Below are 23,999 nucleotides of genomic sequence, written 5' to 3' on the forward strand. Positions count from 1 at the left end.
GCAGGGGCCGCTATCGGTGCAGCGCAAGGCCGACAGCGGCCCCTGCCTTCGCAGGGGCGACGATGGGCAGGGATGGGCGCCGTCCTGTTGATGCTCGCACCCGTCGCTGCCCAGGCGCAGGCACCCGCGTGCGAGGCGCCCGATCGCGTGCCGGTGCCGCGGGTCGAGAAGCCGCCCCGCGGCGAGCCGGCGCGCAGCCCGAAGATCGGCGGCTATCTGTTGGCCATGAGCTGGTCGCCGCAGCATTGCTCGCGCGTCCGCAATCCGAAGGCGGCGCGCGACCGATTCCAATGTTCGGGCGAGGCTGGTCGTTTCGGCTGGGTGCTGCACGGGCTGTGGCCCGAGGCGGACGGTCCGGCCTATCCGCAATGGTGTCGCCCGGCGAAGATCGTGCCCGCGCCGGTGCTGCGGCGCCATATGTGCATGACGCCGTCGGCGCAGCTTCTGCAGCATGAATGGGCGAAGCACGGCACCTGCATGAGCCCGCATCCCGCCGCCTATTTCCGCGCGGCGGAGATATTGTTCGGCGCGGTGCGCTTTCCCGACATGACGGCGCTGGTGGCGAAGCGGCAGACGGCGGGATCGGTGCGCCGCGCCTTCGCCAGCGTGAACGAGGGCATCGCGCCCGAGATGATCGCGGTCGCGACCGACCGGCAGGGCTGGCTCGACGAGGTGCGGCTGTGCCTGGGGCCGCGGATGCGGCCGCAGCGCTGCAAGCCGTTCCAGGCGGGAATCGCCGACCGGCGCGCCGTGAAGATTCGGCCGCCGGTGGGCTGACGATAGCCCGTGGGTTCGTCCCGATCTCCCCTCTCGCAAGCGGGAGGGGAACCGGGGCTATAACCGTCCCGCGCGGGGACAGTCTGCGCGTTAAGGATCTTTTAACCTTACCGTGCCGTTAAGAAGTTCCTAGCTTCGGCGGCATGACTGGATTCGACTCCGACGAGCGCGTCGACATTCGCGGCCGGATACGCGCGCATGGCGCCCGCCAACTCGTGATCGCGCGGATGAGCGTGCCGGCCGACTGGCAGGGCGCGCTGCGCAGCGCGATCGCCGAACAGCGTCGCCCGCCGCAGCCCTTGTTGGCGAGCGGCAGCGACGTGCGGCTGTTCCTGGAGAGTTTCGCGATCTTCTTTACCGCGACGATGATGTTCCTGCTTTGAGGTCTGCGGAGCCGGGGCCGCACATTCCCTCCCCCTTGATGGGGAGGCAGCGAGACTTGCGGATTTATTCGCTAGGGGGTGTGGGGATTCCTCTTGAGGAATCCCGACCGGTGCTGAAAAAACCGTATAGGGCCGCCGAAACCTGAATCCCCACAACCCTTAGAGAGAGCGGCGTGCGTTAAATCGGCATCGCCCATCCCCGTTCGCCCCCCCCCCCCCCCGCCTTTGGGGGGGGGACAGGCTCTGTGCTTGTCGAAGGGCTGTTCTTTCCTTGCGAGGCCGAAAAGAAAAAACGGTGCTTCGACAAGCTCAGCACGAACGGTAGAAAGGGTGATGCCGATTTAGGGCTCGCTGCTCTAGTCGCAGCATCACCCCATCCAACTGCGTCTGGAGCATAGTCATCTCTACTTGAAAAGCATGTGCTCCGGCGAAGGCGGGGATGCACGGGTTGTTCATGGCGCTTCAGCCTAACCCGATCACGCTCGGCAAGGCCTCATATCCTTCCCCCATCGAGGGGGAAGGCGAAACGGCCTCAGTCGCAGGCCTTGTGGAGTTTCCACGCGAGCCAGGCGGACAGCAGGCACATGGCGGCGACCATCAGCAGCGTGTCGTCGATCGTCAGGCCGAGACCGATGAGCAGGCTGAGGACCAGCGTCGCGGCGACCATGAAGCCCGAATTGACGATATTGTTCGCGGCGACGGTGCGCGCCGTCTGCGACTTGGCGACGGTCGTGGTCAGGAAGGCGTAGAGCGGCACGACGAACATGCCGCCGGCGATGGCGATGCCGAGCAGGTCGAGGATGACGCGGTCGCCGGCGGTCAGCGACAGGAATTCGCGCCAGTTCATCAGCGTGCCGTCGCGGTGCGGCCAGCCCTTCACCGACCACCAGAGGTCGAGCACGAACAATCCCATCACGATCACCGATCCCGGCGAATAGCGCGCCGACACCCGCCCCTTGAGCAGGCGGTTGACGACGATCGAGCCGATGGCGACGCCGACCGAGAAGATGGCGGTGAACAGCGTCGCGACGGTGTTGTCGGCGGCGAGCGCATTTTTGACCAGCGGCGGGAACTGCGCGGCGAGGATCGCACCGATCGCCCAGAAGAAGCTGATCGAGACGATGGCGAGGAACAGCCGCGGGATGTGCATCGTCGAACTGACGATCTGCCACGAGGAGCGGAAGACATTATGGTCGATGACCAGGTCGCGCGCCTCCGCCTCGGGCGGAGCGGGCGGCACGAGGCTGGCGGTCAGGCGGCCGACGACGGCGACCGCGACGATGCCGACGATCGCATGATGCGGCGCGATCAGCCCGCCGGCGATGGTGCCGCCGAGGATCGCGATATAGGTCCCCGCCTCGACCCAGCCGGTGCCCGAGAGCACCTCGTCGTCCTGTAGATGCTGGGGCAGGATCGCATATTTGATCGGCCCGAAGAAGGTCGAGTGCATCCCCATCGAAAAGAGCGCGAGCAGCATGAGCGGGACATTGTGCAGCCAGATGCCCGCGCCGCCGACGATCATGATCCCGATTTCGGCGGTCTTGATGAGCCGGATTATCCACGTCTTGTCGCGGCTGTCGGCGAGTTGCCCGGCGAGCGCGGAGAAGAGGAAGAAGGGCAGGATGAAGAGCCCGCCCGCCAGTGCGTTGAACCACGCCTCGGTCTCCGGATCCTTGTAGATGGTGAAGGTGACGAGGATCACCATCGCCATCTTGTAGAAATTGTCGTTGAAGGCGTTGAGGAATTGGGTCGCGAACAGGGGCAGGAACCGGCGTTGCTTCAAAAGCGCGAAGGAACCGGTCATGCGAAGCCCACTCTTGTTGCCCGAACGCGCGACCGGCGCTGCCGCTGCGGGCAATTCGGTTGTCGCTTGGGGGGCTTATCGGCTAGGGCAGATGGGGTCAAAGCCCATTTTGGAACAGTCGCACCTCCCGGGCGGGAATCAGGAACCATGCTCAGCCTTCCGAACCTGTTGACCTTGTCGCGAATCCTCGCGGTGCCGATTCTGCTGTTCCTGCTCTGGCCCGGCGCGCGCGAGGATATGCGCCACCAGCCGCTGCCACTCGACTATGCCTTTGCCTTCGCACTCTATTGTCTGATGGGCATTACCGATTATTTTGACGGTTATGTGGCGCGGGCGCGCGGCACCGTGTCGCGGCTGGGCATTTTCCTCGACCCGATCGCCGACAAGATCATGATCGCGGCGGTGATATTGCTGCTGGTCTTCACCCGCGACGTGGACGGCTGGCATGTGATCGCGGCACTCATCATCCTGCTGCGCGAGATCATCGTGTCGGGGTTGCGCGAATTTCTGGCGACGCTGCAGGTGTCGATGCCGGTGACGCGGCTCGCCAAGTGGAAGACGGCGTGCCAGCTCGTCGCCTTCGGCGCGCTGATCCTGGCCGGGGCCCTGCCGATGTGGCCGTGGGTCAAGACGGTCGGTCTCGCCTCGCTGTGGGGTGCGGCGGTGCTGACGCTGATTACCGGCTGGGATTATCTGCGCGTCGGCCTCAAGCATATGGATTGAACCGGTGACGCTCGACATCGCCTATTTCGCCTGGGTGCGCGAGCGGATGGGGATGGCGGCCGAAACGGTCGCGCTGCCCGCCGGAATCGCGACGGTCGGCGACCTCGTGCGCTGGCTGGCGGCGCGCGACGCGCGCGGGGCGCGGGCCTTTGCCGAGCCGGGGCGGATTCGCGCGGCGGTGGACGGCGCGATGGTCGGGGCGGACGCGCCGATCGGCGATGCGGGCGAGGTCGCGCTGTTTCCGCCGGTGACCGGGGGATGATCCGCGTCGCGGTCCGCGCGGAAGCGATCGACGTCGCGGCCGAACTGGCGGCGCACGACGCCGGCGGCCACGGGGCGAGCGCGAGCTTCGTCGGGCGGGTGCGCGGCGATGGCGGGCTGACCGAATTGTTCCTGGATCATCATCCGGCGATGACCGCGGCCGGGCTGACCGCGCTGGCAGAGGAAGCGGCGCGGCGCTGGACGCTGGACGCATCGACCCTGATCCACCGGGTCGGGGCGATGGCGCCCGGCGACACGATCGTGCTGGTGCTGGCGAGCAGCCGCCATCGCGCCGAAGCGCTGGCGGCGTGCGAATATCTGATCGACCGGCTGAAGACCGACGTGATGCTGTGGAAGCGCGAGAGTTTTGCCGATGGGCGCGTCGCGTGGGTCGAGGAACGCGGGGCGGACCGCGCGCGGGCGGCGCGCTGGGGGTAGGAAGTGGCTCATTGCCACTCCCTGCCTTCGTCATGCTGACCTTGTTTGGCGCTTATCGCTTTCGCATCCGTAATCCCGTCATTGCGAGCGGAGCGAAGCCAATCCAGAGTGCGCGCAAACCGCTCTGGATTGCTTCCCCCGGCTTTCGCCGGCGTCGCAATGACGAAGTAAGGAGGCCTACGGATGGCAAGGGATAAGCGCCAAACAAGTGCAGGGTGACGAGGCATAAAGAGCCTGTCGGTTGAACGTCCGGGGTTCAATCCCCCTTATGCTTGCGGAAGATATCGGCGAGCATCCGGAATTCGTCGGCGCGGGGACTGCCCTTGCGCCAGACGAGCGCGATGGTGCGCCAGTCATGATCGGAGGCGAGCGGGCGGGTGTCGATGTCGGTGTGGTCGAGGATGCCGGCCTCGATCGCCATCTGCGGTAACATGGTGATGCCGAGGCCGTTGTCGACCATCTGGACGAGCGTGTGAAGCGAGGTACCCATCATCCGGGCGCCGGCGCGCAGTTCGGGCCGGTTGCACGCGGCGAGCGCATGATCCTTCAGGCAATGCCCGTCCTCGAGCATCAGCAGTTGCGACGGGTCGAGCTGGTCGGCGGTGACCATCGCCGGCAGGTCTTCGGCCTGGTCGCCGGGAAAGGCGACGAACAGCGCGTCGTCGAACAGATTTTCGGCCTCCACGTCGCCGCAGGCATAGGGGAGGGCGAGGAGGACGCAGTCGACCATGCCGTGATGGAGCGATTCGCACGCCTGCGCGCTCGGTTCCTCGCGCAGGAAGAGCTTGAGCGACGGCCGCTCCTTGCGCAGTCGCGGCAGCAGACCGGGGAGCAGGAAGGGCGCAATGGTCGGGATGACGCTCATCCGCAGCTCGCCGACGAGCGGGGCCGCGGCGGCGGCGGCCATGTCGGCAAGTTCCTCGGCCTCGCGCAGCACGCGGTGCGCCTTTTCGACGATGGCGTTGCCCAGCTTGGTGAAGCGCACGACGCGGCGGGTGCGCTCGACGAGCGTCTGGCCGAGCAGCGTCTCGAGCTCGCGGATGCCCGCCGACAGCGTCGACTGGGTCACGTTGCAGGCGTCGGCGGCGCGGCCGAAATGGCCATGCTCGTGCAGCGCGACGAAATATTGCATCTGCTTCAGCGAAGGGAGGTAGTTCTGCATTGATCGGATATAGCAATGATGGGGTAGGATTTAAACAATCCGTTCGATAATTATTGCTGCGGAGCGGCTGGAATTGACCCGCGACCGGCGGCGCGTGTAACGCTTGCGGCGGGGAGGAGCATATGGCGGTTTCGCGATTTCTGGCCGGTGGGTTCGCGACGGCGCTGCTGCTGACCGGCGGGGTGTTCCTGTGGAAGGGGCACAGCCAGGTCGCCGAGCAGCGCGCGCTGCCGGCGCCGCCGCCGAAGCTGCCCGCGATCCCGGTCGCCGGTCCGAACGCCCCGAAGCGCGGCGCTGCGCCGCCCGAACTGCCCGCCGCGAAACAGGAAACGCGCGAGGAGCGGCGTTTCAACCGCTACGACCGCGACCGCAACGAACGGATCAGCCGGGTCGAGATGATGGCGACGCGCAGCGCCGCATTCCGCAAGCTCGACGCCAATGGCGACAATCTGCTGAGCTTCGAGGAATGGGCAGTGGCGACGAGCGACCGCTTCGCGGGGGCCGATGCCGACAAGTCGGGCGACCTGACTCGCACCGAATTCGCGACGACGGCGCCGAAGCGGAAGCCGAAGCCGACGTGTAGTTGTTGAGCGACTGCGAACGGCCCCTAGGCGGCCACGCCGTCGGCCAGCTTCATCCATTCAGCCAGCGCCCCGCCCGCGCGCCGGGTGTAGCCGAGCTTGCGATCCTTTTTGCGGACGTCGTCGGGGAGCGGGGGGAAGAGGCCGAAATTGACGTTCATCGGCTGATAGCTCGCGGCGTCGGCGCCGCCGGTGATATGGCCGAGCAGCGCGCCGAGCGCGGTTTCGGACGGCGGCGGGGGCAGGGAGCGGCCGGCCAGTTCGGCGGCGGCGAAGCGCGCGGCGATCAGGCCGATGGCGGCGCTTTCGACATAGCCTTCGCAGCCGGTGATCTGCCCCGCGAAGCGGATGTGCGGTGCGGTTTTCAGGCGGAGCTGGCCGTCGAGCAGTTCGGGCGAGCGGATGAAGCTGTTGCGGTGGAGCCCGCCCAGCCGCGCGAATTCGGCCTTTTCGAGACCGGGAATGGTGCGGAACAGCCGCACCTGTTCGGCGTGCTTCAACTTGGTCTGGAAGCCGACCATGTTCCACAGCGTGCCGAGCGCATTGTCCTGGCGGAGCTGGACGACCGCCCAGGGCCAGCGGCCGGTGCGCGGATTGTCGAGCCCGACGCCCTTCATCGGGCCGAAGCGCAGCGTGTCGGGGCCGCGTTCGGCCATGACCTCGATCGGCATGCAGCCTTCGAAATAGGGGGTGTCGGTCTCCCATTCCTTGAAGCCGGTCTTCTCGCCGTCGACCAGCCCCTGGACGAAGGCATAATATTGGTCCTTGTCCAGCGGGCAGTTGATATAGTCCTTGCCGTCGCCGATCGGCCCGACCTTGTCCCAGCGGCTCGCCATCCAGGCGACGTCCATGTCGATCGTGTCGCGATAGACGATCGGCGCGATGGCGTCGAAGAAGGCGAGCGAATCCTTGCCCGTCGCGGCGCCGATGCTGGCGGCGAGGCCTTCGGCGGTCAGCGGGCCGGTGGCGACGATGACCGGCCCGGCGGAGGGCAGCGCGTCGATGCGCTCGCGGACGACGGAGACGTTCGGATGTTCCGACAGCGCGCGGGTGACGCCGCCCGCGAAGAGGTCGCGGTCGACCGCGAGGGCCGAGCCGGCGGGGAGCTTCGTCGCGTCGGCCTGCCGCATGATAAGCGAGCCGAGCGCGCGCATCTCGCGGTGGAGCAGGCCGACGGCGTTGCTGTCGCCGTCGTCGCTGCGAAAGCTGTTCGAGCAGACCATTTCGGCGAGCGCATCGCCCTGATGCGCGGGGGTCGTGCCCGCGCCGCCGCGCATTTCGGACAGTCGGACGCGGAAGCCCGCCTCGGCGAGCTGCCAGGCGGCTTCGGAGCCCGCGAGTCCGCCGCCGATGATATGGATGTCGTGGTCCGCCATTTACCCTATCCGTTGACTTGCGCCCAATCGCCCGCGCACTAGGCGGGTTGACGGCAAGATGCAAAGGGGCGGACGATGAACACAGCGGTCGGGAGCGGAACGGCGGACTGGGATCGGGCGCGGGGACTGTGGATATTGGCGCTGGTCGGCGGGATCAGCTTTTTCGCGGCGGTGCTGATGCGCTGGGACGGGCCGGCGATCTGGGCGTGGAAGACGAGCGGGGTCGGCCTGCTCGCGCTGTGGGCCGCGGCCAATGCGCGAAGCCGTGACGGCTGGATGATCGCCGCGGCGCTGGGCTTCGGGGCACTCGGCGACTGGCTGCTCGACGCGGTCGGCATGATGCCGGGCGCGGCCGCCTTTGCCGTGGGACACCTGATCGCCATCGCGCTTTACCTGCGCAACCGGCGACCGAAGCCGACCGGGTCGCAGCAACTGCTCGTCGCGCTGACCGTGCCGCTGGCGCTGGTCATCGCCTGGGCGCTGACGAAGAGCGCGCCGGCCGACCAGATGGGCGCAGCGGTCGGCTATACCGCGATCGTCGCGGCGATGGCGGCTTGCGCCTGGGCCAGCGGCTTTCCGCGCTATCGCACCGGGATTGGCGCGATGCTGTTCCTCGGCAGCGACCTGTTCATCTTCGCGGGCGAGGGCGGTGCCCTGTCCAAAAGCGTGACGATGTGGCTGGTCTGGCCGCTCTATTTCGGCGGGCAGGCGCTGATCGCCCGGGGTGTGGTCGGGACGCTGCGCCGCGGAAGCGCCTGACGTTCAGGCGGGGGCGGGGCGGGTTCGCCCGCGAGCAGCGCCTCGATATCGGGGATCGGGCGGCCGGGTTTCCCTATCCGTCCCATGCCGCGATCGTCGTGCGGTGGAGCAGACGGTCATGGCCGTCGTAGCCGCCGGTCGCGCGATGGAGGACCGAACGGTTGTCCCACATGACGAGCGTGTTCGCCTCCCATTGGTGGCTATAGCGGAATGGCTCGCTGCCCTGCCATTGCACCAGTTCGTAGAGGAGGGGCAGCGCCTCCGCATCGTCCATGTCTTCGATGCCGATGATGTAGCCGGCGCAGCCGAACAGTCCCTCGCGGCCGGTTTCCGGGTGCTTGCGGATGATCGGGTGCGTCTGCGTTGCCAGCGCTTCCTCGCCCGAACGGATGTCCATGCTGCGGCCCGCATCCCGCGTACCGTACATGCCCGATGGAGCATAGCCGCCGCGCGCGCTGTGGATTGCCATTTTTCCTTCGATCCGGGCACGCAGCGTATCGGGCATTGCGTCGAGCGCGGCGTGCTGATTCGCGAAGTCGGTATTGCCGCCGACCGGAGGAATGGTGAGGCCGAACAGGCAGGTGCCTGCTGGCGGACGCGCCTGAAAGCTCCAGTCGCTGTGCCAGTTTTCGGCGAACAGCGGCGCGGTCTCGTCGGCGCGGCGTTTGACCGCGATGATATGCTTTCGGCCGGGAATGGGCTTGATGAAAGGATCGTCGCCGAAACCGCCGAAATAGCCGGTGAAGCGTTCGAGATCGTCGTCGCTCATCCTCTGATCGGGGAAAGCGAGGACGTGATGGTCGAGCCAGGCGGCGCGGATGTCGGCGATGGTCTCGGGGGCGAGCGGGCGGGTGAGGTCGACGCCGGTCACGCGCGCGCCGCACGCCTGGCCGCTGGGGGTGATGGCGATCGTCATGGAAGGAAGGTGCGCCGATTGGTGGGGGGCGTCAATCGGGGGATATGGCGGATGATGGAACCACCGTCCTTCCCCTTTATGGGGGGCAGCGAGACTTGCCAGCTTGCTGGCTAGTATAGTGGAAACGAAGCTCGCGTCATTGGTAATCGTCACCCTGAACTTGTTTCAGGGTCCATGGCCTGCCCTCGAAACAAACGCAGCGTAAAAGGAAAGAGCCGGCCATGGATGCTGAAACAAGTTCAGCATGACGATCTTTATGGGATGAACGTCAGGTCCACGTGACTAGGGTCAGGACCTATAAACGCCGTCCCGGTCCGAGGCCGATGATGCCATGACGAACCGTCACCCCCATCCAACTCCGCCTAATCGCTTCGCGATAAGGCTTCGTATCCTTCCCCCATCAAGGGGGAAGGGCGCGCGCATTATCAATCCCGCTTGCTGAGGCCCACGACCGCGTGCATCGGCAATTCGCCATAGAGGTGGGGAAAGAGGGCGCCGCCGCGCGATTCTTCCCAGCGGACGGCATCGCCGAGCGGGCCGAGGTCGACCTCGGCGATGCGCAGGTCGCGTTCGTCGGCGAAATGCTTTGCCAGCGTGCCTTCGAGCTGGTCGGCGGTCGACAGGTGGATATAGCCGTCGGCGACGTCGACCGGCGCGCCGCGAAATACGCGCTCGCGCTCGAAATCGGCCCATTGCTGGGCGGTCAGTATCTTGAAGGCGGTGGCGGCGGTCATTCGCCGCCCGTCTCGCCGGTCGCCGTTTCGGCTTCCGTCACCGCAGTCTCGTCCGCCGCCTCCTCGCTTTCCTCGATCAGCGCGGCCGAGACGACATGCTCGCCGTCGGCGACGTCGAACAGGCGCACACCGGCCGAGCCGCGGCCGATGACGCGCAGCGAATCGAGGCCCATGCGGATCAGCTTCGCCTGGTCGGTGACGAGCATCAACTGATGCGCCTGCGTCGCCGGGAAGCTGGCGACGACCGGGCCGTTGCGGCGGATATTGTCGATATTGGTGATGCCCTGGCCGCCGCGGCCGGTACGGCGATATTCATAGGCCGACGACAGCTTGCCATAGCCATTGGCGCAGACGGTGAGGATGAACTGTTCGCGCCCCGCCAGCTCTGCGAAACGCTCGTCGGTCATCGTGTGGGTGCCGTCCTTCTCCGCCTTCCACGGGGCGAAGCGCAGATAATCCTCGCGCTCGTCCTGATCGCGCATGCCGCCGCGGTGGAGGATCGACAGCGAGATGACCTCGTCGTCCTCCTTCGCCAGCCTCATGCCGCGCACGCCGGTCGAATTGCGGCTCTGGAAGGCGCGCACTTCGTCGCCGGCGAAGCGGATTGCCTTGCCCTGCCGCGTCGCGAGCAGCACGTCGTCATTCTCGTCCAGGAGCGCGACGCCGATCAGCCTGTCGTCCTCGTCCTCGCCTTCGAACTTCATCGCGATCTTGCCGTTCGAGGGCACGTTGGTGAAGGCGTCCATGCTGTTACGACGCACGCTGCCCTTCGCGGTTGCGAACATGACGTGCAGCTTGCCCCATTCGGCCTCATCCTCGGGGAGCGGCAGGACGGTCGAGATCGTCTCCCCCTGCGCCAGCGGCAGCAGGTTGATCATCGGGCGTCCGCGCGTCGCCGGCCCACCCTCGGGCAGACGCCACACCTTCATCCGATAGACCTTGCCGAGCGTCGAGAAGAACAGAACCGGCGTGTGGGTCGAGGTGACGAAGAGTTCGGTGACGACATCTTCGTCCTTCGTCGCCATGCCGGCGCGACCCTTGCCGCCGCGGCGCTGGGCGCGGAAGGTGTCGAGCGGAGTGCGCTTGATATAGCCGTCGAGCGTGACGGTGACGACCATCTCCTCGCGCTCGATCAGATCCTCGTCATCGATGCCGTCGGCGGCAGGGGCCATGATCGTCCGGCGCGGCGTGGCGAATTCGGCGCGCACCGCGACCAGTTCCTCGCGCATCACACCATAGAGCTTGACGCGATCGGCGAGGATCGAAAGCAGTTCCTCAATTTCAGTCGCCAGAACCTTGAGTTCGTTGCCGATATCGTCACGACCGAGCGCGGTCAGCCGATGCAGGCGGAGGTCGAGGATCGCCTTCACCTGCGTCTCCGACAGGCGGTAGGTCGCGGCCTCCTCCATCTCGCCCTCGATCGCCTCGACGAGGCGGATATAGGGGGCGATCTCGCCCATCGGCCATTCGCGCGCGAGCAGCGCCTCGCGCGCCGCCGCCGGATTGGGCGCGCCGCGGATGATTCGCACCACTTCGTCGAGGTTCGACACCGCGACGACGAGCCCGAGCAAGATGTGCGCGCGCTCGCGCGCCTTCGCCAGCTCATATTTGCAGCGGCGGGTGATGACCTCTTCACGGAAGGCGATGAAGGCGGACAATATGTCCGCCAGTCCCAGCATTTCGGGGCGGCCGCCGCGGATCGCGAGCATGTTGGCGGGGAAGCTCGACTGCGCCGGGGTGTGACGCCAGAGCTGGTTGAGCACGACGTCGGCGGTCGCATCGCGCTTCAGGTCGATGACGATGCGGACACCCTCGCGGTTCGATTCGTCGCGGATGTCGGAGACGCCCTCGATCCGCTTGTCGCGCGCCGCCTCGGCGATCTTTTCGACGAGGCCCGACTTGCCGACCTGGAACGGGATGGAAGTGAGGACGATCGAGCGGCGGTCGCCGCGGCCATCCTCGATCGCGTGCGTCGCGCGCATCATGATCGAGCCGCGCCCCGTGGTATAGGCGTTGCGCGCGCCGCCCTGCCCGAGGATCTTCGCCCCGGTCGGGAAATCGGGGGCGGGGACGATCTGCATCAGTTCTTCGATGCTCAGCGGCGTGCCGCCTTCGAGCTGGCGGTCGATCATCGCGAGGCAGGCGTCGACCACCTCGCCCAGATTGTGCGGGGGGATGTTGGTCGCCATGCCGACCGCGATGCCGCCGGCACCGTTGACGAGCAGGTTGGGGAAGCGCGCGGGCAGGACTGTCGGCTCTTCGCGGCTGGCGTCGTAGTTGGGCTGGAAGTCGACCGTGTCCTTGTCGAGGTCGTTCAGCAGCACCATCGCGGTCCGGGCGAGCCGCGCCTCGGTATAACGCATCGAGGCCGGCGGGTCGGGGTCCATCGATCCGAAATTGCCCTGACCGTCGATCAGCGGCACGCGCAGCGACCAGTCCTGCGTCATGCGTGCGAGCGCGTCGTAGATCGCGCTGTCGCCGTGCGGGTGATAATTGCCCATCACGTCGCCGACGATCTTCGCCGATTTCTTGTAAGGACGGCCGGGAATGAAGCCGCCCTCCTGCGCCGCATAAAGGATGCGGCGATGCACCGGCTTCAGCCCGTCGCGCACGTCGGGGAGCGCGCGGCTGACGATCACGCTCATCGCATAATCGAGGTAGCTGGTCTTCATCTCGTCGACGATGTTGATCGGCGACACACCGTCGTCGGACGGCGGAACAGGCGTATTTTCTTCGGTCAAGACCCGGCCTTTTTTCTTCTTTCGGGAGGTGGCACCGGACTAGCCGATGGCGGCGGAAAAGGCCAGCGATTCGGCCTCTTTCGGGCCAAATTTTTCCGGCGCGCGGCGGCCGGGGAATTGGCGTCCTTTTGTGCCTTTTCGTGCCGTCATGGCGGCCGACAAGCGGCTTGCCAATCGCTCCGCTCGCCGTAAAGCTCTCGCGCGATGACAGCTTTTCCGCACGGTGCCGCCCGATGGCCCTGATCGCGCTGGTCGGCGCCAGCGAAATCCTGCCCGACGGGGGGCTGCGCGCGCTCGTCGCCATCGCGGGCGAGACGCTGCTCGAGCGGCAGGCGGCCCGGCTCGCCGATGTCGGCGTCACGCATATGGCGGTGGCGGTCGGCGCGGTGCCGGGCGAACTGCTCGCCACCTGCGACCGCATCCGCCGCCGCGGCATGACGGTGACGCCGGTGCGCGCGGCGGGCGACCTGATGCCGCTGGTCCAGGCCGACGATCATATCCTGCTCGTCGCCGACGGGCTGCGCGCCGGCGGCACCCATTATGCCGCGATCGCGAAGCCCGGATCGGCGGCGATCCTGGTCACCGGCGACACGATGCTGACGCAGGGGTTCGAGCGGATCGACGCGACGCGGCGCTGGGGCGGGCTCGCCAACATCACGCAGCCGATGGTCGCCGATCTTGCCGCCATGCCCGGCGAATGGGACATGATGCTGACGCTGCTGCGCATCGCGGTGCAGGCGGGCGCGCGGCGACTCTATTGCGAGCCGGCGTTGTTCGAACAGGGTGAGATCGCGATCGTCGCCGACCGTCCGACCGCGGCGCTGATCGAGCAATCGAGCCTGCAGCGGGTCGAATATGGCGGCATGGGGCTCGGCCGCTCGGCGATCATGATGCCGCTGGTGCGGCTCGCCGGACCGCTGCTCGTGCGTTCGCCGGCGACCGCGCGCTATCTGCCTTATATCACGGCGCTTTTATGGGCGATCGTGGCGCTGCTGGCGGCGAGCGGGCTGGCGGCGGCGGGAGCGCTGGTCGCGGTGTTCGGCGGGCTGGGGCTCGCCGCGATGCGCTTCCTGGCGGCGTTCCGCGCCGAAAGCGCGGCGCAGGACCGCTGGCGGGCGGCCATCCGCAGCTTCGCCTGGCTGCTGCTCGCCCTGTTCCCATGGCTGCTCTCGCTGGGGGGAAGCGCGCACGAGGTGCCGAAATTCTCGGAGGCCGCGCTGGCGCCCTGTCTGGCCGCGACGATCCTGCTCGCGCGCTGGCTTTACGAGGATGCGGGCGAGAAACGGCGCTTCCACTGGCTGCTACCCGATGCCGATGAGGCGTGGATATTGCTCGCGCCGTCGTTGCTTTTCGGCTTTGCGCCGCTGATGTTCGCGATATTGCCGCTGCTCGCGCTGCTCCAGATCATGCTCTGGCTCCGCCTCGCGCGGCGACCGGGGGCGCGGTAAGGGCGCGTTAAGAGCGGGGGAAAACAATGCGCTTCAAGGTTTAGAGCGCATTAACGCGATGCTGCTATGGCGGGCACGCATGCGTGACTCCATCGCCCCTTCCGGCATCGATCCGGCGTCGCCGTCGCTTTCGGCGCGCCTGCGCGAGCTGGCCGATTATCTGGCTGCGCCAACGGCCGGGCGGCTGACCGAGGAGCAGCGCGCGCTGTCGCTGGGCATCGCGCGGCGGCTGACGGTGGAGCTTGCGGCGCGGCTCGACCCCGCGATCGACGGCGCGGCGCTGTGGCACGACTGGCTGCGCGGCGGACTGCCGGCCGCGGACCGGCTCGCCGCCCCCTGTTTCGCGCGCGCCGAGGAGCATCGCTGGCGCGCGCAATCGGCGCTGCGCGAGAGCCCGCCGCCTGTCGAAGCCGATGGCGTCGACGCGGTGCCCGCGGGTGCGCCGCTGTCGCCCGCCGACCGCGCGCGGCTGACACTTCACATCGCCGATCGGCGGCGCGGCGACGCGCTCGGCAATCCGTGCCTCGCCTCCGCCGACCTCGACCCCGAAGTGTTCCGTGCGCTGCTGCTCGATATCGCCGCGTGGCGGCTCGGCGCGCTTGCCGATGACGGCGCACAGGCGGCCGATCTGGGCGAAACGGTCCGCGCATTGATCGCGGCGCAGGCGGGCGAGCGCGGAATCGACGCGGCGGCGCGCGACTATCACGACGCGCTGGCGGACGAGGGCGGCGTTGCAGAGGCCGCCGCCGCGGCGATCGCGGGGCACGACTGGCCGGCGCTGATCGCGCTGGCGGCCGCCGCGCATCGCCGCCGCTATGGCGACATGGCGCTCGCGCTGCTGACCGCCGAGGCGGCCGCGCTGCCCTCGCTGCTCGCGCCGCTGCGCCTCGACCGCGCCGCGCTGGCTCCGCTCGAAGCGTCGCTGGCGCGGCTTTCGGGCCGCGCGCTCGCCGGATGCTGGCTCGACGACGCGGTGCCGGAGGGCGGGGCATGAGCGAGCGCATCATCCACGGCCGCATCGACCGATCGGGGGCGCTGGTCAGCGCCGACGACCCACTGCTGCGGCTTCAGCAGCGCGCGGGGGCGGGGCTGGAAAAGCCGCTGGCGCTGCCGCAGCTCGCGCGGCTGGTCGCGCTGGCGCAGCGATTGCAGCGCGACATTTCGCGCCCGCTCTATGCCGCCGACGATCATAGCGACATCCACGCGCTGGTCCGTGTCCTGCCCGATGCCGAGGGCGCGAGCCTGGAAATCAGCGACTGGCGCGCGAGGCCGACCCGGCAACCGCTGGCGCCTGCGTTGCCCGAGGCGGCGGCGAGCCCGCGCGGCTGGACGTGGGAATGCGACGCCCAGCTTCGCCTTGTCGCACTGCGCGCCGGGACCGAGGCCGTGCCGACCCCCACGGATTGGGAGGCGCGGTCGCTGTCCGAACTGTTTGAGCTGCTGCCCGACGACGATGGGCGCTTTGCGGTGTTGCGCGCGCTGGCGCGGCAGGCCGGCTTCGAGGGGCAGCGCGCGCGCGCCGAAGGGCCGGCGGGACCGCGGGCGATGGAGCTGGCGGGCGAGCCGCTGTTCGATGCGGCGGCGCGCTTCACCGGCTTTCGCGGCACCGCGCTTCCCACGGGGAAGGCGGAAGCGGCCGAAACCGCGCCGACGCTATCCGATCCGGCTTTCGGGTCGCTGCCGCTGTCCGATCCCGCCTTCGGGCGACGGATCGACGGCGCGCTGCGCGGGCCGCTGAGCCGGATCATCGCGACCGCCGAGACGATCTCGGGCCAGTTCGACGGGCCGATCCGCGCCGATTATGCGCGCTATGCCGGGGATATCGCGCACGCGGGGCGGCACCTGCTGGGGCTGGTCGACGATCTGGCCGATCTTCAGAATATCGAGCGGCCGGGATTCCGCGCGGCGCGCGACGAAATCGACCTTGGCGATCTGGCGCGACGCGCGGTCGGGCTGCTCGGCATGAAAGCCGAGGAAAAGGGGATTCGCATCGACGCGCCGCGCACCGACGACCGGGCGCCGGCGTGGGGCGAGTTCCGGCGGGTGTTGCAGGTGCTGCTCAACCTGCTCGGAAATGCGATTCGCTATTCGCCGGAGCATTCGCAGATCTGGATTCGCATCGACCGCGACGGCGACCGTGCGACGGTGACCGTGGCCGACCAGGGACAGGGGCTGTCGGCGGAGCAACAGGGGGTCATCTTCGAGAAATTCGAGCGGCTCGGCCGCACCGACAGCGGCGGCTCCGGGCTGGGCCTTTATATCGCGCGGCGATTGGCGCGGGCGATGGACGGCGACCTGGTCATCGACAGCGCGCCGGGGCAGGGGGCACGGTTCACGCTGAGCCTGCCGGCGCGGGACGAGGAGTAGCGACGAAAGCCCTCTCCCCTTCAGAGGAGAGGGTTGGGAGAGGGGGAGTCACGCACACCGGCCCCTCTCAATTTCGGCTAGCGAGCAAGCTCGCAAGCCTTCGTATCTCTCCCCTGAAGGGGAGAGAGCCAATCCTTCTTTATGTCGCTCAGCGCTTCTCCACCGGCACATAGGGCCGCTGCGTCGGGCCGGTGTAGAGCTGGCGCGGGCGGCCGATCTTCTGGGCGGGATCGGAGATCATCTCGTTCCACTGCGCGACCCAGCCGACGGTGCGGGCGAGGGCGAAGAGGACGGTGAACATCGTGGTCGGGAAGCCGATCGCCGACAAGATCACGCCCGAATAGAAATCGACGTTCGGGAACAGCTTCTTCTCGATGAAATAATCGTCGTTGAGCGCCATGTCCTCGAGTTGCAGCGCGACCTCGAACATCGGGTCGTCGACCTTGAGCGCGTCGAACACCTCGCGCACCGTCTTCTGCATCACGGTCGCGCGCGGATCGTAATTCTTGTAGACGCGGTGCCCGAAGCCCATCAGGCGGAACGGGTCGTCCTTGTCCTTGGCGCGGGCAATATATTCGGGGATGCGCTCGGGCCGGCCGATTTCGCGTAGCATGTTGAGCGCCGCTTCGTTCGCGCCGCCATGCGCGGGGCCCCACAGGCAGGCGATACCCGCCGCGATGCAGGCGAAGGGGTTGGCACCCGACGAGCCGGCGAGGCGAACGGTCGAGGTCGACGCATTCTGTTCGTGATCGGCGTGGAGGATGAAGATGCGGTCGAGGGCGCGCTCGACGGCCGGCACGATTTCATATTCCTCCGCCGGAACGCCGAAGGTCATGCGCAGGAAATTGCCCGTGTAGCTGAGGTCGTTGCGCGGATAGACGAAGGGCTGGCCGAGCGAATATTTATACGCCATCGCCGCGATCGTCGGCATCTTCGCGATCAGCCGGTGGCTGGCGACCATGCGCTGGTGCGGGTCATGGATCTCGGTCGAATCATGATAGAAGGCGCTGAGCGCGCCGACGACGCCGCACAGGATCGCCATCGGATGCGCGTCGCGACGGAAGCCGCGATAGAAGGTCGCGAGTTGTTCGTGCACCATCGTGTGGCGGGTGATGGTATAGGTGAACTTGTCCAGTTCGTCGGCGGTCGGCAGTTCGCCGTTGAGCAGCAGATAGCTGACTTCCATGAAGTTCGAATGTTCAGCAAGCTCGCCGATCGGATAGCCGCGGTGGAGCAGCACGCCCTCGTCGCCGTCGATATAGGTCAGCTTCGATTCGCAGCTCGCGGTCGAAGTGAAGCCGGGATCGTAGGTGAAAGCGCCGGTCTGGCCGTAGAATTTGCGGATGTCGACGACGTCGGGTCCGACGCTGCCCGACAGGACGGGGCTTTCCGTGCTCTTGCCCCCCAGGGTGATGGTGGCGGTCTTGTCGGTCATATCTCTTCCCCTGATCTGTAGGGCCAAAATCGTTGCGGCTACGCCCCTGCCGGAAAATTGTGCGCTGCGTCAAGTCGCGCCAGGCTGGCATCGCGCCCGAGCAGCAGCAGCACGTCGAAAATCCCCGGCGACACGCTGCGTCCGGTGAGCGCAGCGCGCAGCGGCTGGGCGAGCTTGCCAAGGCCGAGTCCGGCGGCGTCGGCGGTTTCGCGCACCGCGGCTTCGACGGATTCGCCGGTCCAGTCGTTCAATCCCCGCAGCCGCGCGGTGACGTCCGCGATCAGTCCCGCGGGCGCGTCGCGCAGCAGTGTCGCAGCTTTCTCCTCCATCGGCAATGCGTCCGGCAGGAAAAGGAAAACCGCGCCGTCGGCGATCTCGTCCAGCGTCTTCGCGCGCGGTTTCAGCGACTCCATCGCGCGCGTCAGCCGTGCGCGGTCGGCGGCGTCCAGCGGGCGATCGACCAGCGTCTCGACGCGCGGCGCGACGAGTCCGGCGAGCCGTGCGTCGTCGGCCTCGCGCAGATAATGGCCGTTCAGATTCTCGAGCTTCTTGAAATCGAAGCGCGAGGGCGAGCGGCCGACATTCGCGAGATCGAACCAGTCCACCGCCTGCTCGCGACTGATGATCTCGGCATCGCCGTGGCCCCAACCGAGACGCAGGAGATAATTGTTCACCGCTTCGGGCAGATAGCCAAGCTCGTCGCGATAGGCGTCGACGCCCAGCGCGCCGTGGCGCTTCGACAGTTTGGCGCCGTCGGCGCCGTGGATCAGCGGAACATGGGCATAGACGGGCTCGCGCCACTCCATCGCCCGGATCAGGCCAAGCTGGCGGAAGGCGTTGTTCAGATGGTCGTCGCCGCGGATCACATGGGTCACGCCCATGTCGTTGTCGTCGACGACGACGCTGAGCATATAGGTCGGCGTGCCGTCCGAGCGCAGCAGGATGAAATCGTCGAGTTCGGCATTCTGGACCGTGACTTCGCCCTGCACGCGGTCGTCGATCGTCGTCGCCCCCTCCTGCGGCGCACGCAGGCGAATCACGTGCGGCGCGGCGGGATCGCCGTCGCTACGCTCGCGCCACGGGCTGCGGACGCGGAAGGGGATGCGCTTTTCCTGCGCCTCGGTGCGCATCGCGGCGAGTTCGTCCTGCGTCAGATAGCAGCGATAGGCCTCACCCCTGGCGAGCAGCTCCTGCGCGACCTCGGCATGGCGGGCGGCGCGCGCGAACTGATAGACGGCGTCGCCGTCCCAATGGAGGTCGAGCCAGCGCATGCCGTCGAGAATCGCGTCGATCGCCGCCTCGGTCGAACGGGCGCGATCGGTATCCTCGATACGGAGCAGGAACCGGCCGCCATGGTGGCGCGCGAACAGCCAGTTGAACAGCGCGGTACGCGCGCCGCCGATATGGAGGAAGCCGGTCGGCGAGGGGGCGAAGCGCGTCACGACGGCGGCACCGGTCGCGTCGGCCGGTCGGGGCGGGTTTTCGGTTGCCACTCGGGTCTCTTTCCATCACCTTGGCGTCCCCTGCGATCGTTGGGGCGATCGTTCGGGGGACGGGTTTCGGGGGAGCCCCTAGCATGGCGACAAGGTCGCTTCAAACGCCCATTCACCCGCGTGTGAAGGCGGTGCTGGCGCGGGCCGGCGCGGCCGCTGAGGCGCGGCTGGACGCCGAGCGTGAGCGGATCGGGCTGTGGCTGCCGGTGGCGTTCGGCGCCGGGATCGCGGGCTGGTTTGCGCTGCCGGCGGCGGCGCAATGGGCCGGCCTCGCGCTGCTGCTGGCCGGCGGGGCGCTGATCGGCGCGGTGATCGGGTGGCAGCGGCGGGCCGGGCGTGTCGTCGCCATCGGCTGCGCGGCGGCAGCGGCGGGGCTGCTGCTGATATGGGCGCGTGCGGCGTGGGTCGCGGCGCCGGTGCTCGCCTATCCGGTGACGACCGATTTTTCGGCGCTGGTCGAAAGCGTCGAGCCGCTTCCGGCGCGCGACCAGGTCCGCCTGATCGTGCGGCCGCAGGCGCGCGCCGACCTGCCGCCGCGGCTGCGCGTGACGCTGCGCGGCGAGCAGGATGGCGGTATTGCGCCCGGCGAGGCGATCGGGCTGCGGGCGCGGCTGATGCCGCCGCCGTCGGCGAGCCTGCCGGGCGGCTATAATTTCGCCGAGCGCGCGTGGTTCGACCGCATCGGCGCGGTCGGCACCGCGCTCGGTCGCATCGCGCGCGCGCCGGGCGCCGGAACGGGCGAGCAGCCGCTGCGGGCGCGGCTGAGCGCGCATATCCACGCGGCGGTGCCGGGGTCGCCCGGCGGAGTCGCGGCGGCGCTGGTCACCGGCGACCGCGGCGCGATCAGCGATGCGGATGCCGAAGCGATGCGGCGCAGTGGGCTCGCGCATCTGCTGTCGATCAGCGGGCTGCACGTCACCGCGGTGATCGGTTTCGCGATGCTGCTGGCGATGCGGTTGCTCGGGCTCAGTCGGCGACTCGCGCTCGCGGGACATGTGCTGCCGCTCGCGGCGGCGGCGGGGGCGCTGGCCGGCGCGGGCTATACATGGCTGGCGGGGGCCGAGGTGCCGACGCTGCGCTCGCTGATCGCGTCGCTGCTGGTGCTCGCGGCCTTCCTGCTCGGGCGCGAGGCGATCACGCTGCGGCTCGTCGCGGCGGGCGCGCTGCTCGTGCTCGTCTGGCGGCCCGAATCGCTGGCGGGGCCGAGCTTTCAATTGAGCTTCGCGGCGGTGACGGCGATTATCGCGCTGCACGAAAGCCGCTGGATGCGCGCCTTTCTGGCGCGCCGCGACGAGGGGTGGGCAATGCGCTGGGGGCGCGGACTCGCCGGGCTGCTCATCACCGGCTTCGTGGTCGAGGCGGCGCTGGCGCCGATCGCGCTGTTTCATTTCCACAAGGCGGGTCTCTATGGCGCGCTCGCCAATGTCGTCGCGATCCCGTTGACGACTTTCGTCATCATGCCGGCCGAGGCGCTGGCGCTGCTGTTCGATCCTGTCGGCATCGGCGCGCCTTTCTGGTGGGTCGCCGAACAGGCATTGCGCGGTCTGATCGCGCTCGCGCATCATGTCGCGGCGGCGCCGGGGGCGATCGCGGCGCTGCCGATCTTCCCGCGCTGGGCCTTTGGGCTTGCGATATTCGGCGGGCTGTGGCTGCTCTTGTGGCAGACGCGCTGGCGGTGGTGCGGCGCGTTGCCGCTCGCGATGGGCGCCGCCGTGCTGCTGACGCAGCCGCGCCCCGACCTGCTGGTGAGCGGCGACGGGCGCCATATCGCCGCAGCGCTGCCCGATGGCCGCTACGCGCTGCTGCGCGAGCGTGCGGGCGACTATGTGCGCGATTCGATGGCCGAAGCCGCCGGCACCGATGTTCCTTTCGTGGCGCTCGCCGACCTCGATCGGGTCGCCTGCAATCGCGATTTCTGTCGCTGGCAGCAGAAGGGGCTAATGATTCTGGCCCAACGCGGACGCGACCGGATCGAAGGCGCGGCGATGGCCCCCGCCTGCGCGGCGGCCGATGTGGTTATCAGCGAGCGCTGGCTACCGCGCGAATGCGTCGCGCGCTGGCTGACGATCGACCGCGACACGCTTGCCGAAAGCGGCGGGCTGGCGCTCTATCTGGGCGCGCCGCCCCATGCCGTCGCAGCGCGCCGTCCGGGCGACGAGCATCCGTGGCGCCGACCGCCGCAGGTCAGTGGTAACGACGAAGCAGTCCCGACAGCCGCCCTTGAACGATGACGCGCCCGGCCTCGTAGCGTTGCGGCTCATAGGCGCTGTTGGCGGGATCGAGGCGGATCATCGGCCCTTCACGGCGGAAATATTTGAGCGTCGCATCCTGCCCGTCGACCAGCGCGACGACGATATCGCCCTCGCGCGCGGTGTCGGCCTTCTGGATCAGGGCATAATCGCCATCGAGGATGCCCGCCTCGACCATCGAGTCGCCCGACACCTCGAGCGCATAATGCTCGCCCGTGCCGAGCAGCGCGGCGGGAACCGAAAGCTGGTTGTGATCCTCGAACGCCTCGATCGGCACGCCCGCGGCGATGCGGCCGTGGAGCGGCACCTCGATGATGTCGTTGGCGGCGATCGGGCGCAGCGCGGGCGCAGGCTTGCGCAGCGGAACGACCGCGTCGCGATGGCCCCTTGTGTCGGCCCTGGCGGCTTCGGGGAGCTTGAGCACCTCCAGCGCGCGGGCCCGATTGGGTAAACGGCGAAGGAAACCCCTTTCTTCCAAGGCGCTTATCAGCCGGTGTATGCCTGATTTCGATTTGAGTCCGAGCGCTTCCTTCATCTCCTCGAACGAGGGCGAGATGCCGCTCGCCTCGAGCCGCTGCTGGATGAAGTGGAGCAGTTCATGCTGCTTCGCGGTCAACATCTTGGGGTCTCCATGCTGCTTATGCCGGACATATGGAGAACGATAGTGGAACAGAGCGGAACTTGTCAAGCGATCGCGATATAGTCGACAAGTGCACCGGCATCGCGGGCCGAGGCGTCGCGATCGCGGACGATCAGCGCGTTGGCGGCGATGAGAGGGCGGGTCTGGCCGCTGTCGCGGCTGTCGAGCGGGGTGAGGGCGCCGCCGTCGAGGCGCGCGCGCAGATAGTCGCGGCGGTCGCCGCCGGCGGCGAGGGGGACGGCGAGCGGGGCCTGCCCGCGCGGCTGGAACGGGTCGCGCGCGCCGGCCAGGTGGCGGACGAGCGGCAGCAGGAAAAGCGTCGCGGTGACGAAGGCGGAGGCGGGATTGCCGGGAAGGCCGAGCAGCACCGCCTCGCCGAGCGTGCCGGCGATCAGCGGCTTGCCCGGGCGCATCGCGACACGCCAGAAATCGACCGCCCCGCCTGCATCGGCCAGCGCGCCGCGGACATGGTCGTGGTCGCCGACCGACGCGCCGCCGATGGTGACGATGACGTCATGATGGCGCGCCAACTCCCTCAATATATTGGAGATCGTCCCGCGCTCGTCGCGGGCGTGCAGGGGCAGGGCGACGGCGGCGGGTTCGGCCGCGAGCATCGCTGCGAGCATGGCGCCGTTGCTGTCGGGGATATGCCCGGGCGCGAGCGGACGGCCCGGCTCGACCAGTTCGTCGCCGGTGGACAGAATCGCGACGCGCGGGCGGCGATGGACCGGGGCGGCGGGGGCGCCGGCCATGATCGCCGCGGCGATCGCCCCGGGGGTCAGGCGGGCGCCGGCATCGAGCAAAGGCGCGCCCGCGGCGAAGTCGCCCGCGCGAGGGCGGATATGTCGGCCACGCGCGGCGGGGCCGTCGCCGGTCAGGGTCAGCGTCGCGCCCTTCGCGGCGACATCCTCCTGTACGACTACCGTATCGGCACCCTCCGGAAGCATTGCGCCGGTGAAGATGCGGATCGCTTCGCCCGGCCCAAGGGCACGCGACGGCACGGCGCCCGCGGCGACTTCGCCGGCAATCGTCCAGGGGCCGGGCAGGTCGGCGAAGCGGATCGCATAGCCGTCCATCGCCGACAGCGCCGCCGCAGGCTGATCGCGCAGGGCGGTGACAGGTTGCGAGAGATAACGCCCAAAGCATTCGGAAAAGGCGATAGTTTCTGGCGAAAGCGGCGTGCGAAGGGTGAGAGTTCGCGCCTGCGCCTCTTCGACCGGAAGCAGGCCGCTCATTCCGCGCGCCAGTCGCCCGAACGGCCGCCGCTCTTTTCGAGCAGGCGGATGCCCTCCAGCACCATCGCGCGGTCGAGCGCCTTCGCCATGTCGTAGAGGGTGAGCAGCGCGACCGAGGCGGCGGTCAGCGCCTCCATCTCGACCCCCGTCGGGCCGGTGGTCGCGGCGGTCGCACGCACTGCAATCCCGTTTGTCTCCCAGTCGAAATCGACGCTGACCCTGGTCAACGCGAGCGGGTGGCAGAGCGGGATGAGGTCGGCGGTGCGTTTAGCCGCCATGATCCCGGCGATGCGCGCGGTCGAAAGGACGTCGCCCTTGGAGGCGTTGCCGCTGCGGATCGCTTCGAGCGCGTCGGCAGTCATCGTGATGCGGCCCCCGGCGACGGCACGGCGTTCGGTGGCGGGCTTGGCGCCGACGTCGACCATATGCGCGGCGCCGCTTTCGTCGAGGTGAGTCGGTCGGTTCGTCATCGCGGAT

22 protein-coding genes are annotated in these 23,999 nt (G+C 68.3%); 11 read left to right on the forward strand and 11 right to left on the reverse strand.

Annotated features, from left to right (window positions below):
* Positions 1–72 precede the first annotated feature (72 nt).
* Positions 73–777 carry a ribonuclease T2 family protein gene (locus FHR21_RS10915; protein WP_184098136.1) on the forward strand — a complete coding sequence of 235 codons (705 nt, stop codon included), beginning with the start codon at positions 73–75 and terminating at the stop codon, positions 775–777.
* A 143-nt stretch (positions 778–920) separates the two neighbouring features.
* Positions 921–1,160 carry a hypothetical protein gene (locus tag FHR21_RS10920; RefSeq protein ID WP_184098138.1) on the forward strand — a complete coding sequence of 80 codons (240 nt, stop codon included), beginning with the start codon at positions 921–923 and terminating at the stop codon, positions 1,158–1,160.
* Between the two features lie 532 nt (positions 1,161–1,692).
* On the opposite strand, the gene FHR21_RS10925 is transcribed toward FHR21_RS10920, so the two are convergent.
* A complete protein-coding gene (locus FHR21_RS10925; protein ID WP_184098140.1) occupies positions 1,693–2,964 on the reverse strand; it encodes an MFS transporter in 1,272 nt (423 codons plus the stop codon).
* Positions 2,965–3,111: 147 nt separating this feature from the next.
* On the opposite strand from FHR21_RS10925, the gene pgsA reads away from it, so the two are divergent.
* Genes pgsA through FHR21_RS10940 form a run of 3 tightly spaced genes read left to right on the forward strand, consistent with a single transcriptional unit; the run spans position 3,112 to position 4,386 of the window.
* On the forward strand, positions 3,112–3,687 hold the full coding sequence (gene pgsA, locus FHR21_RS10930) for a CDP-diacylglycerol--glycerol-3-phosphate 3-phosphatidyltransferase (RefSeq protein WP_184098142.1): 576 nt from the start codon (positions 3,112–3,114) through the stop codon (positions 3,685–3,687).
* A gap of 4 nt (positions 3,688–3,691) precedes the next feature.
* The gene (gene moaD, locus FHR21_RS10935; RefSeq protein WP_184098144.1) at positions 3,692–3,949 is read left to right on the forward strand and encodes a molybdopterin converting factor subunit 1; all 258 of its coding nucleotides are present in this window, start codon (positions 3,692–3,694) and stop codon (positions 3,947–3,949) included.
* Positions 3,946–4,386, forward strand: a complete 441-nt coding sequence (locus tag FHR21_RS10940; protein WP_184098146.1) for a molybdenum cofactor biosynthesis protein MoaE — start codon at positions 3,946–3,948, stop codon at positions 4,384–4,386. The genes moaD and FHR21_RS10940 overlap by 4 nt, the downstream gene beginning before the upstream one ends.
* Positions 4,387–4,642: 256 nt before the next feature.
* On the opposite strand, the gene FHR21_RS10945 is transcribed toward FHR21_RS10940, so the two are convergent.
* Entirely contained in the window at positions 4,643–5,548 is a 906-nt protein-coding gene (locus FHR21_RS10945) for a hydrogen peroxide-inducible genes activator (protein ID WP_184098148.1), read from the reverse strand.
* 122 nt (positions 5,549–5,670) lie between these two features.
* Here FHR21_RS10945 and FHR21_RS10950 point away from each other — a divergent pair, with 122 nt between their 5' ends.
* Entirely contained in the window at positions 5,671–6,138 is a 468-nt protein-coding gene (locus tag FHR21_RS10950; protein WP_184098150.1) for an EF-hand domain-containing protein, read from the forward strand.
* Between the two features lie 17 nt (positions 6,139–6,155).
* Here FHR21_RS10950 and trmFO read toward each other — a convergent pair whose 3' ends face one another.
* A complete protein-coding gene (gene trmFO, locus FHR21_RS10955; protein ID WP_184098152.1) occupies positions 6,156–7,505 on the reverse strand; it encodes a methylenetetrahydrofolate--tRNA-(uracil(54)-C(5))-methyltransferase (FADH(2)-oxidizing) TrmFO in 1,350 nt (449 codons plus the stop codon).
* Between the two features lie 75 nt (positions 7,506–7,580).
* Between trmFO and FHR21_RS10960 the strand changes: the two genes are divergently transcribed.
* The gene (locus FHR21_RS10960; protein ID WP_184098154.1) at positions 7,581–8,264 is read left to right on the forward strand and encodes a lysoplasmalogenase; all 684 of its coding nucleotides are present in this window, start codon (positions 7,581–7,583) and stop codon (positions 8,262–8,264) included.
* Between the two features lie 73 nt (positions 8,265–8,337).
* On the opposite strand, the gene FHR21_RS10965 is transcribed toward FHR21_RS10960, so the two are convergent.
* The 3 genes from FHR21_RS10965 to gyrA all read right to left on the reverse strand — a co-directional run bounded on the left by FHR21_RS10965 (position 8,338) and on the right by gyrA (position 12,655).
* The gene (locus FHR21_RS10965; protein WP_184098156.1) at positions 8,338–9,180 is read right to left on the reverse strand and encodes a TauD/TfdA dioxygenase family protein; all 843 of its coding nucleotides are present in this window, start codon (positions 9,178–9,180) and stop codon (positions 8,338–8,340) included.
* A gap of 425 nt (positions 9,181–9,605) precedes the next feature.
* Entirely contained in the window at positions 9,606–9,914 is a 309-nt protein-coding gene (locus tag FHR21_RS10970) for a DUF952 domain-containing protein (protein ID WP_184098158.1), read from the reverse strand.
* Complete coding sequence (gene gyrA, locus FHR21_RS10975; protein WP_184098160.1) at positions 9,911–12,655, reverse strand: DNA gyrase subunit A; 2,745 nt, start codon at positions 12,653–12,655, stop codon at positions 9,911–9,913. Before gyrA ends, FHR21_RS10970 begins: the two co-directional genes overlap by 4 nt.
* A gap of 233 nt (positions 12,656–12,888) precedes the next feature.
* On the opposite strand from gyrA, the gene FHR21_RS10980 reads away from it, so the two are divergent.
* From FHR21_RS10980 to FHR21_RS10990, 3 genes are all read left to right on the forward strand, one after another.
* Positions 12,889–14,103 carry a hypothetical protein gene (locus FHR21_RS10980; RefSeq protein ID WP_184098162.1) on the forward strand — a complete coding sequence of 405 codons (1,215 nt, stop codon included), beginning with the start codon at positions 12,889–12,891 and terminating at the stop codon, positions 14,101–14,103.
* 79 nt (positions 14,104–14,182) lie between these two features.
* Complete coding sequence (locus FHR21_RS10985) at positions 14,183–15,097, forward strand: hypothetical protein (RefSeq protein WP_184098164.1); 915 nt, start codon at positions 14,183–14,185, stop codon at positions 15,095–15,097.
* Positions 15,094–16,470 (forward strand): sensor histidine kinase, encoded by a 1,377-nt coding sequence (locus FHR21_RS10990; protein ID WP_184098166.1) that lies wholly within the window; start codon positions 15,094–15,096, stop codon positions 16,468–16,470. Before FHR21_RS10985 ends, FHR21_RS10990 begins: the two co-directional genes overlap by 4 nt.
* Positions 16,471–16,618: 148 nt before the next feature.
* On the opposite strand, the gene FHR21_RS10995 is transcribed toward FHR21_RS10990, so the two are convergent.
* Together FHR21_RS10995 and gltX are read right to left on the reverse strand one after the other, a co-directional pair.
* A complete protein-coding gene (locus FHR21_RS10995; RefSeq protein WP_184098168.1) occupies positions 16,619–17,905 on the reverse strand; it encodes a citrate synthase in 1,287 nt (428 codons plus the stop codon).
* A 38-nt stretch (positions 17,906–17,943) separates the two neighbouring features.
* A complete protein-coding gene (gene gltX / locus FHR21_RS11000) occupies positions 17,944–19,398 on the reverse strand; it encodes a glutamate--tRNA ligase (RefSeq protein ID WP_184098170.1) in 1,455 nt (484 codons plus the stop codon).
* Between the two features lie 83 nt (positions 19,399–19,481).
* On the opposite strand from gltX, the gene FHR21_RS11005 reads away from it, so the two are divergent.
* The gene (locus tag FHR21_RS11005) at positions 19,482–21,629 is read left to right on the forward strand and encodes a ComEC/Rec2 family competence protein (RefSeq protein WP_184098172.1); all 2,148 of its coding nucleotides are present in this window, start codon (positions 19,482–19,484) and stop codon (positions 21,627–21,629) included.
* Here FHR21_RS11005 and lexA read toward each other — a convergent pair.
* The 3 genes from lexA to moaC form a co-directional block, all read right to left on the reverse strand.
* Positions 21,583–22,266 (reverse strand): transcriptional repressor LexA, encoded by a 684-nt coding sequence (gene lexA, locus FHR21_RS11010; RefSeq protein ID WP_184098174.1) that lies wholly within the window; start codon positions 22,264–22,266, stop codon positions 21,583–21,585. The genes FHR21_RS11005 and lexA overlap by 47 nt on opposite strands.
* A 65-nt stretch (positions 22,267–22,331) precedes the next feature.
* A complete protein-coding gene (locus FHR21_RS11015) occupies positions 22,332–23,522 on the reverse strand; it encodes a molybdopterin molybdotransferase MoeA (protein ID WP_184098176.1) in 1,191 nt (396 codons plus the stop codon).
* The gene (gene moaC, locus FHR21_RS11020) at positions 23,519–23,992 is read right to left on the reverse strand and encodes a cyclic pyranopterin monophosphate synthase MoaC (protein WP_184098178.1); all 474 of its coding nucleotides are present in this window, start codon (positions 23,990–23,992) and stop codon (positions 23,519–23,521) included. The genes FHR21_RS11015 and moaC overlap by 4 nt, the downstream gene beginning before the upstream one ends.
* Positions 23,993–23,999 lie beyond the last annotated feature (7 nt).

The organism is Sphingopyxis panaciterrulae, assembly GCF_014199295.1.
GTDB lineage: Bacteria > Pseudomonadota > Alphaproteobacteria > Sphingomonadales > Sphingomonadaceae > Sphingopyxis > Sphingopyxis panaciterrulae.